Origin of the sequence: Cellulomonas fimi ATCC 484 (genome assembly GCF_000212695.1) — a bacterium.
Classification (GTDB): Bacteria; Actinomycetota; Actinomycetes; order Actinomycetales; family Cellulomonadaceae; genus Cellulomonas; species Cellulomonas fimi.
In genome coordinates this window covers 48,929-65,010 of the sequence record NC_015514.1, presented here as the reverse complement: position 1 = coordinate 65,010, position 16,082 = coordinate 48,929, and the positions used below count along the sequence as shown (strand labels likewise).

At 74.6% G+C, this 16,082-nt stretch carries 11 protein-coding genes; 6 read left to right on the top strand and 5 right to left on the bottom strand.

Translation table 11 applies throughout. From position 1 onward, the window contains the following. Positions 1-96 precede the first annotated feature (96 nt). Entirely contained in the window at positions 97-1,458 is a 1,362-nt protein-coding gene (locus CELF_RS00270) for an MATE family efflux transporter (protein ID WP_013769233.1), read from the top strand. A 218-nt stretch (positions 1,459-1,676) separates the two neighbouring features. Next, on the top strand, positions 1,677-2,207 hold the full coding sequence (locus CELF_RS21480; RefSeq protein ID WP_013769232.1) for a helix-turn-helix domain-containing protein: 531 nt from the start codon (positions 1,677-1,679) through the stop codon (positions 2,205-2,207). A gap of 114 nt (positions 2,208-2,321) precedes the next feature. Here CELF_RS21480 and CELF_RS00260 read toward each other — a convergent pair whose 3' ends face one another. Continuing rightward, positions 2,322-3,113, bottom strand: coding sequence for a glycosyl hydrolase family 28-related protein (locus tag CELF_RS00260; protein WP_013769231.1), 792 nt, complete (start codon positions 3,111-3,113; stop codon positions 2,322-2,324). A 334-nt stretch (positions 3,114-3,447) separates the two neighbouring features. Between CELF_RS00260 and CELF_RS00255 the strand changes: the two genes are divergently transcribed. Both CELF_RS00255 and CELF_RS20995 read left to right on the top strand, forming a co-directional pair. Then, the gene (locus CELF_RS00255; protein WP_013769230.1) at positions 3,448-4,095 is read left to right on the top strand and encodes a hypothetical protein; all 648 of its coding nucleotides are present in this window, start codon (positions 3,448-3,450) and stop codon (positions 4,093-4,095) included. A gap of 1 nt (position 4,096) precedes the next feature. Beyond that, entirely contained in the window at positions 4,097-6,415 is a 2,319-nt protein-coding gene (locus CELF_RS20995; protein ID WP_013769229.1) for a hypothetical protein, read from the top strand. A 101-nt stretch (positions 6,416-6,516) separates the two neighbouring features. On the opposite strand, the gene CELF_RS20990 is transcribed toward CELF_RS20995, so the two are convergent. Together CELF_RS20990 and CELF_RS00240 are read right to left on the bottom strand one after the other, a co-directional pair. Continuing rightward, the gene (locus tag CELF_RS20990) at positions 6,517-8,190 is read right to left on the bottom strand and encodes a leucine-rich repeat domain-containing protein (RefSeq protein ID WP_013769228.1); all 1,674 of its coding nucleotides are present in this window, start codon (positions 8,188-8,190) and stop codon (positions 6,517-6,519) included. 195 nt (positions 8,191-8,385) lie between these two features. Then, positions 8,386-10,005, bottom strand: coding sequence for an SMI1/KNR4 family protein (locus tag CELF_RS00240; RefSeq protein WP_013769227.1), 1,620 nt, complete (start codon positions 10,003-10,005; stop codon positions 8,386-8,388). Positions 10,006-10,249: 244 nt separating this feature from the next. Here CELF_RS00240 and CELF_RS20850 point away from each other — a divergent pair, with 244 nt between their 5' ends. Further along, positions 10,250-12,988 (top strand): glycoside hydrolase family 9 protein, encoded by a 2,739-nt coding sequence (locus tag CELF_RS20850; protein ID WP_013769226.1) that lies wholly within the window; start codon positions 10,250-10,252, stop codon positions 12,986-12,988. Positions 12,989-13,088: 100 nt separating this feature from the next. Here the strand turns inward: CELF_RS20850 and CELF_RS00230 are convergent, their stop codons facing one another. Then, on the bottom strand, positions 13,089-13,865 hold the full coding sequence (locus tag CELF_RS00230) for an SRPBCC family protein (protein WP_013769225.1): 777 nt from the start codon (positions 13,863-13,865) through the stop codon (positions 13,089-13,091). A 455-nt stretch (positions 13,866-14,320) separates the two neighbouring features. Here CELF_RS00230 and CELF_RS00225 point away from each other — a divergent pair, with 455 nt between their 5' ends. Further along, complete coding sequence (locus tag CELF_RS00225; protein ID WP_126297623.1) at positions 14,321-14,755, top strand: hypothetical protein; 435 nt, start codon at positions 14,321-14,323, stop codon at positions 14,753-14,755. A gap of 204 nt (positions 14,756-14,959) precedes the next feature. On the opposite strand, the gene CELF_RS00220 is transcribed toward CELF_RS00225, so the two are convergent. Next, on the bottom strand, positions 14,960-15,997 hold the full coding sequence (locus CELF_RS00220) for an endonuclease NucS domain-containing protein (protein ID WP_232014278.1): 1,038 nt from the start codon (positions 15,995-15,997) through the stop codon (positions 14,960-14,962). Positions 15,998-16,082: the final 85 nt, after the last annotated feature.

Genomic DNA, 16,082 nt, shown 5'->3' with positions numbered 1-16,082 from the left:
TCCGAAGCACTGTGCACAGCCCGTGGACAGTCCTGTGGATACCGTGGGAATCTCCCCCGCAGAAGGTCGCTGACCGGCGGGAACGCTGTGCACCGCATGTGGACGCGAGAAAGGTTGGCCGAGATTTCACCTGACGGACGTCGTGCTCCCTCCGTGGACCGCCAGATACTCGCCCTCGCCGTTCCGGCTCTCGGGGCGCTGGTCGCCGAACCGCTCTTCGTCCTCGTCGACTCGGCCGTCGTCGGGCACCTCGGGACAGCCTCGCTGGCCGGTCTGGCCCTCGCGTCGACGGTCCTCGTCACCGTCGTCGGGCTGTGCGTCTTCCTCGCCTACGCCACGACGGCGGCCGTCGCCCGGCGGCTCGGGGCGGGCGACCGGGGCGGCGCGCTGCAGGTCGGCGTCGACGGGATGTGGCTCGCGCTGGGGCTCGGGATCGTCCTCGCGGCGCTCACGTGGGCGACCGCGCCGTGGGTCGTCGGCGCACTCGGTGCCGCCGGCGCCACGGCGACGGAGGCCGTCGTCTACCTGCGCTGGTCGGCGCCCGGACTGCCGGGCATGCTGCTGGTCCTCGCCTCCACCGGGGCGCTGCGCGGCCTGCAGGACACGCGCACGCCCCTCGTCGTCGCGACCGCCGGTGCGGTCGTCAACGCCGCGCTCAACGTCGCGCTCGTCTACGGAGCGGGAATGGGGATCGCCGGCTCCGGCCTGGGGACGGCGCTGACGCAGCTCGCGATGGGCGCTGTGCTCGCCGCCGTCCTCGTCCGCGGCGCTCGCGCCGCCGGGTCGCGCCTCGGGCCGCACGCCGCCGGTCTGTGGGCGAACGCGCGCGCCGGTGCGCCGCTGCTGGTCCGCACCCTCACGCTGCGGGCCGCGATCCTGCTGACCGTGTGGGTCGCGACAGGCCTCGGCGCGACGGCGCTCGCCGGGCACCAGGTGGTCAACGCCGTGTGGGGCCTCGCCGCGTTCGCGCTCGACGCGCTGGCCATCGCTGCGCAGGCGCTCGTCGGGCACGCCCTCGGCGCCGCGGACGTCCCTCGCACCCGCGCGCTCCTGCGCCGCACCCTGCAGTGGGGCGTCGGCGCCGGCGCCGTGCTCGGCCTCGTGCTCGGAGGCGCGTCGTGGCTGTACGTGCGCCTGTTCACGACCGATCCCGACGTCCGCCACGCCGCCGTGGTCGCCCTCGTGGTGGCCGCGGTCACGATGCCGATGGCCGGGTGGGTGTTCGTGCTCGACGGGGTGCTCATCGGCGCCGGTGACGGGCGCTTCCTCGCGTGGGCCGGGGTCGCGACCCTCGTCGCCTATGTGCCCGTCGCCCTCGGGGTCCGCGCGCTCGCCCCCGACGGCGCCCCCGGGCTCGCGTGGCTGTGGGCCGCGTTCGCGGGCGTCTTCATGCTGGCCCGCGCCGTCACGACGGGCTGGCGCGCCCGCGGCACGGCCTGGATGGTCACGGGCGCCTGAGCGCCGGCACCGCCACCCGGTCCCCACCTCGGGGCCGTTCCCAGCGCCGTGCGACCCCCGGCGTGTCCGCTCAGAGCAGACGCGCGGCGGCCTCCCGGCGGCCGGACCCGGGTCTACCGTGGCGGACAGGCGCATGACGGGATCACCCGCCCGGAGTGGCGGCGCGCACCCGCGGCGCCACTCCGCACGACGAGCACGCCCGACGACGGGAGACGGCGATGACGCAGGACCTCGCGGGCCCGGTCACGACGCAGCACACCCTCGAGCACCGCACCGAGCCGCTGCTGCGCCGCCTGGTCGGTGCCGTCCTGCGCGAGCGCCGTGAGGACCAGGGCCGCACGCTGCGGGACGTCGCGCTCGACGCCCGCGTCTCGGTCGCCTACCTCTCGGAGATCGAGCGCGGTCGCAAGGAGGCCTCGTCGGAGGTGCTCGTGGCCGTCTGCCGCGCCCTCGGCATGCGGCTCGTCGACCTCGTCGGCGCCGCCCATGCCGAGCTCGCCCGCCTCGACGGCCGCGTGGTCGTCGACCTGACCGCTCCCCCGCGCCGCCCCGACGTCGAGCTGCCGGACGACGTGGCGCGCGGACCGCAGGTGCGCGGGCGGACGGGGCGTGGACCCGCCGACGGCACCGGGAGCGACCGCGCGCTGGTCGTCGTGGACCTCGTCGCCACGGACCACGAGCTCGCCGTCCCGCCCGCGACGCTCACCCCCCGACCGACCGGACCCACCGGCCTGCTGCTCGCCGCCTGACCCCCCGCCGCAGAGCCGCCGAGACCACCACGGCGTCCGGGTGGCGGGCGCCAACCGTGCGCCATGGCGGTCTCGCCCGCGAGGGTGGCCTGCCCGGCCCCGACGGGCCGCGCGTCAGGCCGCGGCCGGGACGTCCTTGAGGGTCGTGACGACGCGGTCCGCGAGTCCGTAGTCGACGGCCTGCTGCGCCGTGAAGGACCAGCTGCGGACCTCGCTGTTGCGCGTCAGCCACTGCTGCTGCGAGCCGTTGACGACGTCACCGAACCGCGAGTCGGCGATGAACCCGCCAGACGCGTACTGCGGGCCCGCGGTGCAGTAGTCCATGAGCGAGAAGCCGGGGTCGCCCTCGCCGGCGAGCACGTTCAGCCGGCGCAGCGAGACGGCCTGCGACACGGCCCAGAAGTTCGCCGACGCGCGGCAGCCGTCCTGGCCGGCGGCCTCGATGTCGAGCGTGAGGTTGGACAGCGTGCGCCAGAAGTTCACGAGCGCCAGGCAGTTGGGGTTGGCGGGGTCGCTCGACAGGCAGCGGTTGTAGGTCTCGATCTTGCCGTGCACGGTGACGTCGGTCGGGGACGCCCCGAGGCCGGCGACCTCGGTGTAGTAGCCGACCTTGAGCTGCAGGGGCTGCTCGGCGGAGCCGTACTCGCCGGGCAGGAACAGCAGGCTGTAGCGGGCGGTGCCCATCTCGGCGTCGACCTGCTGCGCGTGGATCGCGTCGACCTTCGCCTGGATCTCGGCGACGGGGGTCGAGGGGCTGAAGACGACGACGTTCGGGCCGAGGTCGGGGGCGCTGCGGGGCGGGCCTGCCGTCGCGGTCGACGCGACGGCGGTCGCGGCGAGCGCGAGGCCGAGGACGGCGGCGGCGCGCCGTCGTGCCCTCGAGGGTGGGGCGGTGCGGTGGTGCATGTGCGCGGTTCCTCTCCGTTGAGATCCGGCATCGGACGAAACGGAGCCAACCACACTTACCGACCTGTTAGTAAGTGCTCGTCCGTCGGACTGCCCGACGCACCCGTCGACGTGACGCAGATCACGGCCGCATAACGATGTACCTGATACCGCCGACATTTACCTAGTACCGCGTGGCTCAGGTGCCGGGGGCGCTGGTAGACAGTCGCCAGCCCGACCGAGGGCCCGCCGAGCAGCCGTCAACGGCGACGACACCGCTCCGCCTGACCCCGGCGAGGCACCCCTGCTCGGCACCGCGCCCTCGCCACGGGCCGGTCACCACGACGAGGTGGTCATGACTCGACACGCCCTCGCGGGGCTCGTCCTCGCGCTCCTCACCACGACCCTCGTGCTGCTCTCCGGCCCCGACCTGCACGGGGTCGCCCTGCTCGGAGCCGCGCTCGGAGGGGCGCTCGGCCTCGTGCCCGACCGCTCCCCCGGCCAGCGCGCCGCCGCGTTCGGCGCCGGGTTCGTCGCCGCCTGGACCGGCTACGTGCTGCGCGCCGCCGCCCTGCCCGACGCGGCCGCCGGCCGGGCCGTCGCCGTCCTCGTCGTGCTCGGCCTGTGCCTGGCCGTGGCCGTGGCCTCCCGCGGCCGGCTCCCCCTGTGGGCCACGCTCCTGGGGACCGCGGCCATGGCGGGCGCGTACGAGGCGACCTACACCGCCGACCCGTCGGCGTTCGTCACGTCGTCCGCCACGACCGCGACGACGATCCTGCTCACCGTGGGGGCCGGGTTCCTCGCGACGTCGCTGCTCGGCGCCGTCGTCGAGCAGGACCGTGACCGCGAGCGCACGCCGGCCCCCCCGCCGCACCCGCAGCCGGCGCCCGTCGACGACACCCCGGTGGCCCCCGCCTACGCGCCGAACCACGCCGACCCCGCGGCCCCGACCCGCCGCGGCCTGGCCGCGACCCGCCCCCTCGACGCCCAGCCGGAGGCCTGACGTGCACCGCACCACCACCGCGGCCGCCGCGGCCCTCGTTCTCGTGCCGCTGCTCGTCACCGCCGGTTCCCCGGCGCTGGCCACGCAGGGCGACGGGGACGTCGTCGTCACCAACACCGAGTCGGTCCAGGCGCAGCTCTCCGCCACCGGCGCCTTCCAGGGTGCCCGCGTGTACGAGCAGCTCGCGCTCACCGGGCACGGCAGCGCGACCGTCGAGAACCCCGTCTCGACGAAGGGCCTGCGCAACCTCGACGGGTTCGGCGGGTTCGAGGTCGTCGACGGGCGCACCGTCGCGACGCTGGACGTCGACGGCGAGCGCCGTGAGCGGACCGTCAGCACGTACGACCAGGAGCTGCCGCTGACGGTCGACGTCGTCTACGAGCTCGACGGGGAGCGCGTTCAGCCCGGTGCCGTCGTCGGGCGGTCCGGCACCCTCGAGGTCCGCTACACCGTGACCAACACGACCGGCCGGACGCAGGACGTCACGTACGACGACGGCACGGGAGCCACCGCCACGGCGTCCGCCGAGACCGTCGTCCCGATGATCGGCCAGCTCGTCACCGTGCTCCCGTCGTCCTTCACCGACGTCCGCTCCGACGAGGCAGGGCTGGCCGGCGACGGCCGTGGCGGCACGCGGCTGCAGTTCCAGATGACGCTGTTCCCGCCGATCGGCTCGGCCACCGCCGAGTTCGGCTGGACCGCGCAGGTCCGTGACGGCGTCGTCCCGCCCGCGACGCTCACCGCCATGCCCGTGTCCCCGCTCGACCACCCGTCGTTCAAGGGCGGCGCCGGCAGCTACCAGGCCGGGGCCGACAAGGGCGTCGCGCTGACCCAGGCCGGGCTCCAGCTCGACGACGGCGTCCTGCAGCTCCACGACGGCGCCGCCCAGCTCCTCGCCGGGCTGCTCCTGCTCCGCGACGGCGCGACAGAGCTCTCCGCCGGCCTGAACGACGAGGCCGCACCCGGCGCCGACCAGCTCGCCGACGGCGCCCGGCAGCTCGACGACGGGCTCGCGCAGGCACAGGCCAAGGCGCCGCAGCTCCTCGACGGTCTCGCGCAGGTCGACGCGGGGCTCGCGCAGGTCGACGCCGGGCTCTCGACGATGTACGGCTCCGTCGGCGCGCTGCCCACGCGGGCCGAGGAGCTGCACGACGGCATCGCCCGGCTCCGGGCAGGCATCGGCTCGACCACGACGCCCGACACCCTGCTCGCGGGCGTCGACCAGCTCCGCCAGCAGGTCGGGGTCGCCGCCCCGTCCGCACTGGCCAGCATGGCGAAGGGCGTCTACAACGTCAGCGCGACGGAGCCGGGCGCGTACCAGAAGCTCGGCTGCGCGATCGCCGTCGTCGGGCACGTCCGCGACGGTGCGGCCGCCGGTGCCGACCCCTGCTACCCGGGCGGGGCGCGTCCCCCGCTGGCCCCGACGCTCGACCCGGTCAAGCTCGTCGTCCTCGACGCGCTCGCCACGCAGCTCGAGGCCGGCCGGGCACGGCTCGCGAACCCGGCCGCGCTCGGCGACCCGACCTCCCCCGCGTTCTACGGCGCCCCGCCCGCCGCCGACCCGACGCTCCAGCAGGGCCTGACCTACCTGCAGGGCCGGCTCGCCAACATCGCGAACCCCGGCCTGGTCAAGGTCGAGTGCGGCCTGAGCTCGGCCGCCCTCCCCGGCGTGTGCGACGCGGCCCGGCCCGGCCTGCTCGAAGGTCTCGCCCAGGTCGACGCCGGCGTCACGACGCTCGTCTCGGGCGTCGTCGGCGCGGTGCAGGGCGCCGTGGGCGACGCCGACGATACGAAGGCAGACGGCACGCTGCGCGGCGGCATCCACGCCCTGCAGGACGGGACGTCCCGGCTCAGCGCGGGAGGGGACACCCTGGTCTCGGGCCTGTCCCGGCTCGGCGCCGGGGCGACCCGACTGGAGGACGGTGCGTCCGAGCTCGCCGCGGGCCTGACGCGGGCCGCCGACGGGTCCACGCAGCTCGCCGACGGCCTGCAGACCGCCGCGGACGGCGCCCCGGCGCTCGTCGACGGCGCCGAGCGGCTCTCCGTCGAGGGCACGTCGCAGCTCGCCGCGACCGGCCAGGGCACCGCCGCGGACTTCGGCATCGGGTACGCCGTCCTCGCCGCCGGCGCCGAGCGTGCCCAGACCGAGGGCATGGCCTACGGCGCCCCCGAGGGTGCCGCCGGGACCACCGCGTACTCGCTCCAGATCGCGGGCGCCGACGGGTCGGGGGTCGGCTCGGTCGGCCGCCTCGTCGCCGCGCTCGCCCTGTTCGCCGGGGCCGTCGGCCTCGGCACCCTCGCCCGCCGCCGTCTCACCTGACGCCGGCGCTCCCGCGGGAGGCGTGCGGCCCCTACCCCGGTCGCACGCCTCCCGTCCGTCGGGCGGAGGGTGCGGCGGTCCACCCGCGGTCGGCGTCCCCGTCAGGCCAGCCCGCCGATGTAGACGCCCTTCGCGCGCAGCTCGTCGATGCCCGGCGTGCTGCTGTCCAGACCTTCGACGTCGACGCCCAGGAGCGCCGGCGCGTCGAGCAGCGGCCGCAGGTCGTGGACCGGGTTGCCGCCGATCCACAGCTCGTCGAGCGCCGCCATCCCCGCCAGCGGCGTCACGTCCTCGACGCGGTTGCCCCGCGCGTCGAGCCTGGTCAGCGCGTGCAGGTTCGCCAGGGGCGTCAGGTCGGCGACGGCGGCCTCGTACACGTCGAGCTCGACGAGCCCCGACGACGCGGCGAGCGGGCCGAGGTCCGTGACGTCCGTCGCGGCCAGCCCGACGAACTGCAGCGTCGGCGTGGACGCGAGCGGGAACAGGTCGTGCACGCCCGTGCCGGACAGCCCCAGGTTCTCGATCGGCAGGCCGGTGAGCGGCGTCAGATCCGTGACCTCGGTGTTCCCCGTCAGGCGCAGCGACTGGAGCCCGGTGAGTGCGGACAGCGGCGCCAGGGAGTGCACGGACTGGTCGGTCAGGTCGACGACCTGCACCGACGTGAGTCGCTCGACGCCTTCGAGCGACGTGATCTTCGGCCCGGACCCGCGCCACGGGCAGTCGATCCGGTACACCTCGTCGAGCCGCTCGGGCGGGATCCCGGACCCCTCCGCCACGCCGATCGACCGCTCGACGCACCGCGTCAGGGTCGCGTCCGCGAGCGCGACGGACGGCGAGCGCCGCTCGACCTCCTGCACCGCGGCGACGACGAGGACCACCACGAGGACGATCGCCGCAGGCACGCCCCACGCCGCGACCAGCCGACGCCCCGCGACCCGGGGGCGCCCCGCCGCCATCGGCGCAGGTACAGGCGGTCCCGGCACGCTCGTCCCGGGCGCGCGGGGGTCCGTCGACGCGACACTCCGCGGCGGCACGGCGGGGGCCGGCAGCGACGACCACGCGGCGACCGCGCACCACACCGCGACGAGCAGCGCCACGACCGCGACCAGGCCCGCCGCCGGCGTCCCGTCGCCGAGCACCACGACCGGGGAGATCGGCGCCCCCCGGTACCGCCGGAGCAGCGCGAGCAGCAGCACCGTCCAGCCCGCCGCGGTCGCCGCCGTGACCCACGCGCCGACGGCCACGACCACCGCCCCCACCGCGACGACGCCCCGGCGACGCCCCAGCACCCCTGCACCCGCGACGAGCACCCCCACGGCCACGAGCGCGAGCCACAGCCCCACGTGCCCGCGCCCCTGCTCGAGCAGGCTCAGCCAGGAGACGGGGGCCACGTCGGCCACCACCGGGTCGGCCGCCGGCACCAGCAGCCCGACGCCCAGCGCGACGACCGCACCGACCGCCACGACGACCGTCCCGACCAGCCCGCGCAGACCTTCCAGCTGCGGCGCGCCCTGACGCCACGCGGATGCGGCCCCGGAGAGGACCAGCGCGGCCACGGGGACCAGCCCGAGTGCGAGCGCCAGCACCGGGAGCAGGTCGCCCCTCGTCGCGGCGAACGCGTCACCGAACGTCGCCTGCCCTTGCCCGAGCAGCCCCCACAGCGCGTCGCCGAACAGGCCTCGTGCCGTGTCGTCGAGCAGCACCACCGCGGTCCATGCCCCGACGACGGCCACCGCGGCCGCCCCGGCCCGTCGCGCCGCACCCGTCCCCGGCATCCCGCGCCCCCCGTCCGTCCCCCCAGGTCAGCGCGGGTCCGCCCGACGCCGCGCCGACCGTACCGACCCGCGGGCGCAGACCTCGGTCCTTCCACGTCAAGGACTCGTGAAGACTCCGCGCACCTCACCGCCGGCCCCTCTCGACCGCCCGGGCGGACATCGCTCGGACCGACCGACGCGTCGGCGGCACCCGGGTCAGAGAGGCCCGGTGGTCAGCGGTCCCGGGGCGAAGACGGTCGGCGGCAGTGACAACGACGCGGCCACGGCGACGCACCCGTGGCACGGGTCCAGCGGGCCCTCCGGCAGGTACTTCCCGCCGCCGCTGAGTCGTAGACCGCCGTCACGCATCTGACCCGCGAGCGAGTCCGGCTCCGGCTCGCCGGCGGCCGACGCACGCTCGGAGGCGGCGGTGAGCAGCTGCGACATCACGCTGACGGACGCGCACGCGCGCACGTCGTACTGCAGCCACGGCCCGCGGTCGCGGACGGCCGCGTCCAGCCAGGCCGTGAACCACTCGGTGAACGACGACGCGACCTGCGTGGTCGTCTCGTCGGACCCCGGTGCGTCCATCCACACCGTGCCGCGCGACGGACCGTCGAGCATGAGCACCCAGGCGTTGCCGCACCCGGCGTGCGCGAGGGGGACGACCCCGCCGAGGCGTCGCAGCGGCAGCAGGCCGTAGCCGGGTCCCGCACCGGGGCCGGCGACCTGCGTCAGGAACAGGCGCACGTCGTCGGGCAGCGGTCCGGTCCCGGCCTCCACCTCCGCGAGCTGCGCGTCGCTCAGCACGGGCCCCAGGACGCCGCCGTGCGCGCCCCACCCCTGCCAGCCGGCGGCCTGACGCGGTTCCTGCCGCTCCGCCAGGCCGTCGAGCGTGCGCTGCACCGCGGGCCGTTCCGGCATGCCCGGCGGGTCGAGCGGGACGAGCAGCGCCAGCTCGCGCAGCATCGCGCCGACGAGCCCGTCCGGCCGCTCGACCGCCTCCTCGAGCACCCCCGCCGTCGTCCAGTCCGCACCGTTCACCTTGAGCTCGACGGTGTGCAGGTCGGGCCACTCGGCCACCAGCAGGCTGACCAGAGCAGCGTCGTCGCCGCCGAGCCACGGGAGCCGGCCATCCTCGACGAGGCGAGGGAGCAGCCACGGGGAGCCCCCGAGCCGGCGTCGCAGCTCGCGGAGACCACCCCGGACGCCGTCGGCCGAGCCGTCGGTGAAGCCGCGGTCGATCCCGTTCACCGCGAGCAGGAAGCGCCGCCCGTCCAGCACCACCTCGAACCGCTCGACGTCACCCTCCGGCTCGGCGTCGCGCTCCGACCCGGCGTCGGGCTCCGACCCGGCGTCGGGAGCCGGCCCGGCGTCGGGAGCCGGCTCGACGTCCGGCTCCGGCTCGGCGTCACCCTTCGGCCCCGCGTCGTCGACGGCCCGCAGCAGCGACGAGACGAGACCGACCCACGCGTGCCCCCCGTCGGCGACGGCCTCCTGCGGCGTCCCGCCGTACCCGCTGACGGACGCGAACACGGGCGTGGCCCCGAGGGGTCCGCCCGAGACGTCGAAGAAGCACGCCGCCGTCTGGTGCGGCCCGAACGCGTGCAGCTGGTCGACGTGGCACTGCACCGTCAGCGCGGCGGAGACGACGCGGGCGGTGCCCTCCTCGACGACCGCACCGTCGAGATGGCGCGCGACGATCGCGGCCAGCAGCGCGTCCGCAGGGTCCGGTCCGGCGACGGGCCGCTCGTCCGCGGGCGAGCCGCTCGACTGCTCGTCCTGCGGGGCGGCCTCGGCAGGCGCGGGGTCACGGCGTCGACGGCGTCCGAACATGCGCCCATCATCGCGGGCGCCGACCACGCAGGACGCCGCTCGTCACCGCCGGTCCGCCGGCGTTCGACCCGCCCTGCGCCAGGCGCCCCGTCGCGCGCCACTGCCTAATCGATTCCGCTGGCGGAGCGCCCCTGACCGGGACCGGGTGCGCCCTAGCGTGGACGGCGCGCGTCTGCGGCGACCGCCTGGCCGGCCGGTCCCCGCGGCCGACCACCCACCCGTCGTCCGTCAGCAGAGGACCGCCATGTCACGGAACACCCACCACCGAGGGCCGCGCGGGGGTCGCGTCGCCGCCCTCACGATCGCCGCCGCCCTGGCCGTGTGCGGCGTCGTCGCCCCCCAGGCGGCGTTCGCCGCCCCCGACCCGGGCTCGCAGGTCAAGGTCAACCAGGTCGCCTACGTGCCGGGCGTCGCCAAGGTCGCGACCCTGGTCAGCACCTCGACGACACCGGTGGCGTGGACGCTGCGGAACGCCGCGGGGACGACCGTCGCGTCGGGGCAGTCGACCGTGCGGGGTGCGGACGCACTCTCCGGCGACTGGACCCACCTCATCGACTTCTCGACGTTCGACACCGCGGGATCGGGTTACGTGCTGTCCGCCGGCGGCGCGAGCAGCCTGCCCTTCGACATCTCCGCGGACCCGGTCAAGAAGCTGCGGTACGACGCGCTCGCGTTCTTCTACCACCAGCGCAGCGGCATCACGATCGAGCAGCAGTACGTCGGCAGCACGTACGCGCGTGCCGCCGGGCACCTGGGCGTGGCACCGAACCAGGGGGACACGAGCGTGCCCTGCCGGCAGTCGTGCGGGTACAGCCTGGACGTGCGCGGCGGCTGGTACGACGCGGGTGACCAGGGCAAGTACGTCGTCAACGGCGGGATCGCGACGTGGCAGCTGCAGAACGCGTACGAGCGGACGCTCCACGTCGCGGGCGCCGACGCCACGGCGCTCGCCGACGGCACGATGGCGATCCCCGAGCGCGCGAACGGTGCGCCGGACGTGCTCGACGAGGCGCGCTGGGAGGTCGAGTTCCTGCTCCGCATGCAGGTCCCCGCGGGCCGCGCGGACGCCGGGATGGTGCACCACAAGATCCACGACGAGAGCTGGACGGCGCTCCCGACGATCCCGGCACGGGACAGCCAGCGCCGGCTCCTGTCGCCCGTGAGCACCGCGGCGACGCTCAACATGGCCGCCGTCGCCGCGCAGGCGTCGCGGCTGTGGAAGACGTACGACCCCGCGTTCTCCGCGAGGGCCCTGGCGGCGGCGCAGACCGCGTACGCGGCGGCCAAGGCGAACCCGAACCGGATCGCCTCGAACAGCGACAGCACGGGCGGTGGCGCCTACGGTGACGCGTCGGTCACCGACGAGCTCTACTGGGCCGCCGCCGAGCTCTACGCGACGACCGGCTCCGACACGTACCGTGCCGACGTCACCGGCTCGTCGCTGTACCGGGGCGGGAGCTTCGCGCAGCGCGGGTACGACTGGGGCTGGACGGGCGGGCTCGGCGACACGACGCTCGCGCTGGTCCCGACCGGGCTCCCCGCCGGCGACGTCGCCGCGACGCGCGCCGCGATCGTCGCGTTCGCCGACGCCGCGCTGGCCCGAGCGAACGCCCAGGCCTACCCCGCGCCGAACAACGCCGGGGCGGTCTACTACTGGGGCTCGAACGGCCAGGTGGCCAACAACGCGAACACGCTCGCGCTGGCGTACGACTTCACCGGCCAGGCGAAGTACCGCACGGGTGTCTACGCGGCGCTCGACTACTTCCAGGGCCGCAACCCGCTGAACCAGTCGTACATCGCGGGCTACGGCGAGCGTGCGGTGCAGAACGTGCACCACCGGTTCTGGGCGCACCAGGCCGACGCGTCGCTGCCGATCGCCCCGCCGGGCTCGTTCTCGGGCGGCCCGAACAGCGAGCTGCAGGACCCGATCGCCGCCGCCCAGCTTGCCGGCTGCGCGCCCCAGAAGTGCTTCGTCGACCACATCGAGGCGTACTCGGTGAACGAGGTCGCGATCAACTGGAACTCGGCGCTGGCCTGGCTCGCCACCTGGGCCGCCGAGCACGCGGGCACGGCGCCGGCCGTCGACACCACGCCGCCGACCGCGCCGGGCACGCCGACCGCGAGCGCCGTCACCGACACGTCGGTCACCCTCAGCTGGACGGCGTCGAGCGACCCCGAGAGCGGCGTCCTCGGCTACGACGTGATCCGCGTCGCAGGCGACGCGCTCCAGGTCGTCGCGTCGACGACGACGACCTCCGCGACGGTGACGGGCCTGACGCCCAGCACCGCGTACACGTTCGTCGTCCGCGCCCGCAACAACGCGCGGCTGTCCTCGGACTCGGCATCCGTCGCGGTGCGGACCACCGGGACCACGGCCGACCTGCCGCCCACCGCGCCGGGCGTCCCGGTGGCCTCGGCGATCACGCAGACGGGCGCGACGCTCACGTGGACGGCCTCGACCGACGACAAGGGCGTCACCGGGTACGACGTCCTGCGGGCGCAGGACGGCACGGTCGTGGCGACGTCGAGCACGCCCTCGGTGACGCTGACCGGTCTGACTCCCGCGACCGACTACGTCCTGACGGTCCGGGCCAAGGACACCGCGGGCCAGCTCTCCGCCCTCTCGCCCACCGTGGCCTTCCGGACCCTCCCCGCGGTCACGACCCCGCCGGGCGCCTGCCGCGTCACCTACACGGCGAACTCCTGGGGCAACGGCTTCACCGCCTCGATCACGGTCACCAACACCGGGTCGACGCCGTGGACGTCCTGGGCGCTCGGCTTCACCTTCCCCGGCGACCAGAAGGTCACCCAGGGGTGGAGCGCCACCTACAGCCAGACGGGGTCGGCCGTGACCGTGACGAACGCACCGTGGAACGGCAGCGTTCCCGCCGGCGGCTCGACGAGCATCGGCTTCAACGGCTCGTACAGCGGGACCAACACCGCCCCGACGGCCTTCACCGTCAACGGGTCGCCCTGCGCCTGACCCGCACGGCACGCTCGTCGGCAGGGGCATGACGCGCGACGACGGCCGCCGGTCCACGTCACCGGCGGCCGTCGTGCTGGTCCGGACCCGGTGGTCCCGGTCAGATGCGGGTTCCGGGGTCGGTCCCGTCCTCGGTCGCGGGCAGGGTCCCGGCGGGCCGCACGTCCGTGACGACGACCTCCCCGTCCTCGTCGACGACGGGCGTGACCCCGACGTCCGGGGCGACGACGGGCGTGACGTCGTCGTACTCGGTCACGACGACGTCGTCGGTCGAGCCGCTCTTCCGGGTCGCAGCGGCCGCAGCCGCCCCGGCGGCGGCGAGACCCACCCCGGCTGCGACGGCCTTGGCCGAGACCCCGGCCTTGCCCGAGTCACCGCGCGACGCCGCCGCGTCCTGGACGCCCGGCGTCCCGACGGCGGCACCCTCGCCGACCGACCCGCGCCAGGCACCGGTCGCGTACCCCTCGGCCTCGATGAACGCCTTGAACCGCTCGAGGTCCTTCTCCGCCTGGTTCTCGACGACGTTCAGCTTGTCGCCGACCTTCTCGACCAGTCCTTCCGGCTCGTACTCGAGCGACAGGTGGACCGAGGTCTGCCCGCCCCCCACGTCCTCGAACGTCACCGCACCGGCGTTGGTCGCCCCCTCGGTGGCCGCCCACGCGACCTTCCGGTCGGGGACCTGCTCGAGGATCCGCGCCTCCCACTGGCGCTTCACGCCGGCGATCTCGGCGACCCACTGCAGCCGGTCGTCGCTCAGCTGCGTCACGGACTTCACGCCGCCCATGAACTGCGGGAAGTCCTCGAACTGCGTCCACTGGTTGTACGCCACGGCCACCGGCACGTTCACCAGGACCGACTTCTCGACTTTCGTGGTCATCGACTTTCCTCACGTCGAGCACGCGCGACGGGCCGTTGTGCTCCAGCCCGGAACGTCCAGCATGCGCGCCGGTCGGGTCGAGCGCTCGTGGGGGCCGGAGGCCCGCGACCACGGGCAGCCGGTTACGCTGGCGATGTCGAGCAGGAGCGCCCCACGTCAAGAGAGTGGTCGCCATGGTCCGGACCGGGTTCCAGGACGCGCGGGTAGGCGAATGACCGGGACGTGCAGCACCGCCGACGCGCTCACATCCCGAGCGTGACGTCTCGAGAGCGGTCGCAACGGGACCGGCCCTCGCCCGCTCCCTCGGTGCAGCCGAGATGCTGCTCGTCCAGCGGACAGCCGGCAACCGGGCGGCGACCCGCCTCCTCGATCCGCGCGTCCGACAGGTGTCCGTCCAGCGTGGTCTCGAGGGCGGTGACCCGGCCGCCACCGCCCAGCCGGGAGCGGTCGGGAACGTGCCCGCGACGCTGAAGCGCTTCAGCGGCGCGCTGCTGGAGAAGACCGTGGGGCCGAAGGTCGAAGGGACCGTCACCAGGATCCTGCTCTGGAAGACGGACGGCGTGATCGCCCACAAGCAGCACTGGTGGCTCATCCTCGAGGCCACGTCCGCTCAGGGCGACAAGGGCTGGTTCCAGCTCGACCTGACCCTCGCCGACGGACCCCGCGTGCTCTGGGGTGCGGTCCCGCACAAGGACAACTCGGTCGTCCAGCCGGTCGCCGTGCCCGACGGCCTGACATCGAGCACGGTGGTCGATGCCGCGCGCGGTGTCGCCACGGGCGCGTACCACTACAACCCCGCGGCCCTGCCGCAGGCGACGGACTACCCGCGATACAGCTGCCAGAGCTTCGTCCGGGACATCGCGAGCCAGGCGGGCATCACGCTGCCCTGACGGCCACCACGCGCGACCGCACCCGCGACCACCTAGCCCAACAACACGAACAGGCCGGACCCTGAGGGTCCGGCCTGTTGCCGATGTCCTGCGACATCACACTGTGGGTGGTTCCCGAAACGCGCTGACCTCCAGTTCCGCAGCCGCGGTCGATGCCCCAGGCACACCCCGAGGCGCGGTCCAGGCACACCTCCTCGGGCGCGCCTACTCGCTCTGGCCGCCGTCCGGAAAGCGCTCGGCGAGGCGTTCGAGCGTGAACTCCTGCCGGAGCTTGCAGGCGGAGTTCTGGTTCGCGAACATGCCGCTCTGCCAAAACGCGTCGGCCTTGTCGAGGGTGACGTCCCAGCGGACCGGCACAACCCACTCGTCGATGTCCTCGTCGTCCGTGACGGGCCGGCCGGGGTTACCGTGCCGATATGCGGCAGTGAGCTGCTGGTCAGCGAGCCGGAGCCACTGCCCGTCAACCTGCACCTCGGCTTCGTCGAACCGGACCGCTTCGCCCAGCGTGGTGCCGACGCCGACATATCCGGTGTTCGCGATGTGCACCCACACTCTGGCGCCGACGGGGAGGTTCCGAAGGGTCCGGGAGTACCACGAGCCACCACCGGCTGAGACGAAGCCGTAGCTACGGGCGTCCTGCCAGGAGCGGCCTCCGCCGTCGCCGAACGAGACGAACCAGTCCTTGCCGTTCCACTCGGCTCGCTTGCCCCTCTTCTGGGCCGGCGCGGACGGCGCTTGCTCCGTGGACTCGACGAGCCAGGACCGCGCAAGGTACTGGCGGTCGCCGTCGTCGAGGTAGGTGAAGAAGACCGCGTTGACGGGGACGCCGAACTCGCGCAGGTAGTTGACGATCCGCTCTGAGGAGGAGTCGAGCTCGGTCGCGACGATGGTCAGGCGCAGCCCGGTGTTGAGCTCATCCGGTGGCGGTGTGCCGAATACCTCCTCGAACGCTGCCTCGAACGGGACGTTCAGGTGGGTGTTCGCGATGTCGATGACGCTGTCCCGGTCGAGGCGAGACACCCACCACCCGTAGTCGAGGATCTGTGCGACGACATCACGAGGAGTGCGGTCCTTCTTGAGCTCCAAGACGACGAGGTTGCCGTCCCCGTTCATCGCGAGCAGGTCGATGCGCTTGCCGTGTGGGGTCTGGACCTGCCGGCCGATGACGAGCAGCCGCTCGCCCAGCAAGGACGGGTCGCGTTCGAGGAGCGACTCCAGCGCCGCCTCGGTCGGGACGGTCATTGGCGGCAGCCTGCGCGGCTCACCGTTCTCGATGCGCCAAACGCCCATTTCGAGCGGCATGGGTGTTCGCCTCCCGGTGAGTGCG

What these genes read in the sequence shown, in the direction of transcription:
- CELF_RS00270 (WP_013769233.1), top strand. Translation starts at nt 97, where the DNA reads ATGTGGACGCGAGAAAGGTTGGCCGAGATTTCACCTGACGGACGTCGT.
- CELF_RS00260 (WP_013769231.1), bottom strand. Translation starts at nt 3,113, where the DNA reads ATGCACCACCGCACCGCCCCACCCTCGAGGGCACGACGGCGCGCCGCC.
- CELF_RS21480 (WP_013769232.1), top strand. Translation starts at nt 1,677, where the DNA reads ATGACGCAGGACCTCGCGGGCCCGGTCACGACGCAGCACACCCTCGAG.
- CELF_RS20850 (WP_013769226.1), top strand. Translation starts at nt 10,250, where the DNA reads ATGTCACGGAACACCCACCACCGAGGGCCGCGCGGGGGTCGCGTCGCC.
- CELF_RS20990 (WP_013769228.1), bottom strand. Translation starts at nt 8,190, where the DNA reads ATGCCGGGGACGGGTGCGGCGCGACGGGCCGGGGCGGCCGCGGTGGCC.
- CELF_RS00220 (WP_232014278.1), bottom strand. Translation starts at nt 15,997, where the DNA reads ATGACCGTCCCGACCGAGGCGGCGCTGGAGTCGCTCCTCGAACGCGAC.
- CELF_RS00255 (WP_013769230.1), top strand. Translation starts at nt 3,448, where the DNA reads ATGACTCGACACGCCCTCGCGGGGCTCGTCCTCGCGCTCCTCACCACG.
- CELF_RS00230 (WP_013769225.1), bottom strand. Translation starts at nt 13,865, where the DNA reads ATGACCACGAAAGTCGAGAAGTCGGTCCTGGTGAACGTGCCGGTGGCC.
- CELF_RS00240 (WP_013769227.1), bottom strand. Translation starts at nt 10,005, where the DNA reads ATGTTCGGACGCCGTCGACGCCGTGACCCCGCGCCTGCCGAGGCCGCC.